The organism is Mesorhizobium sp. M7A.F.Ca.CA.002.09.1.1 (assembly GCF_003998555.1).
Classification (GTDB): Bacteria; Pseudomonadota; Alphaproteobacteria; order Rhizobiales; family Rhizobiaceae; genus Mesorhizobium; species Mesorhizobium ciceri.
In genome coordinates this window covers 1-1097 of the sequence record NZ_RZRR01001290.1, presented here as the reverse complement: position 1 = coordinate 1097, position 1097 = coordinate 1, and the positions used below count along the sequence as shown (strand labels likewise).

2 protein-coding genes are annotated in these 1097 nt (G+C 67.3%); both read left to right on the top strand.

Going from position 1 to position 1097, the window contains the following annotated elements; translation table 11 throughout:
- The coding region (locus EN994_RS32615; RefSeq protein ID WP_164746483.1) for an HlyD family secretion protein at nucleotides 1–691 on the top strand (691 nt) is incomplete at its 5' end.
- A gap of 22 nt (nucleotides 692–713) precedes the next feature.
- Nucleotides 714–1097, top strand: a 384-nt coding sequence (locus EN994_RS32610) for an MFS transporter (protein WP_127308210.1), incomplete at its 3' end; no start/stop codon positions are given.

Sequence of the window (1097 nt, the reverse complement as noted above, 5' to 3'; positions counted from 1 at the left end):
CTTCTGCGCCTGGGCCTGCTGCAGCGAGGCGCGCGCCTCGCAGCTGCTCAAGACCCATGTCGGCACACAGGCGCAGCTGGACGACGCCCAGACCGCGGTCCAGCAGGCCGATGCCGCCCTTGTCGGCGCCGACGCACAGATCGCCGCCGCGCAAGCCAATATCGGCGTGCTGCAGGCGCAGCGCGCGGAATCGGCGAGCACGCTGGCGTCCCTGCAGCTCAGCCATGACAAGGCGCTGCGCGATCTTTCCTTCACCGTGCTCAAGGCGCCATATGACGGCATCGTCGGCAACCGCTCGGTCGAGCAGGGCGACCTTGTCAGCCCCGGCCAGAAGCTCGCCGTCATCGTGCCGATGGACAAGCTCTACATCGTCGCCAACTTCAAGGAGACACAACTTGCCCGGCTGGTTCCCGGCGAGAAGGTCAGGATCTCGGTCGATGCGACCGACGGCCAGGACTTCGAGGGAACCGTTTCGTCGCTGGCGCCGGCTTCGGGTGCCGTGTTCTCGCTGCTGCCGCCCGAAAACGCCACCGGCAACTTCACCAAGGTCGTGCAGCGCGTTCCGGTCCGCATCGATGTGCCGGCCGATGCGCTGAAGAGCGGTAAGCTGCGCGCCGGCCTGAGCGTCGTCGTCGCCGTCGACAGCCGCACCGCCCCATCCGGGTCGGCGTCAGTGGCAGCGTCGAATTGAGCGGCGGCCGGGGAGCAATGCCATGGCAACCGCAACCCTGACAGCAGGAGCGCCGCCGGCGAGGCCGGCTGTGCCTGACACCATTTCGACGCGGCGCGTCATCGCCTTCCTGGCGATGGTGTTCGGCATGTTCATGGCCATCCTCGACATCCAGATCGTCTCCGCCTCGCTGTCGGAGATCCAGGCCGGCCTGAGCGCCAGCTCCGACGAAATTCCGTGGGTGCAGACCGCCTACCTGATCGCCGAAGTGGTGATGATCCCGCTGTCGGGCTTTCTCAGCCGGATGCTGTCGACGCGCGTGCTGTTCACCATCTCGGCGGCAGGCTTCACCGCGGCCAGTGCGCTGGCGGCGACCGCCACCAACATCGACCAGATGATCGTCTACCGCGCCGTCCAGGGCTTCATC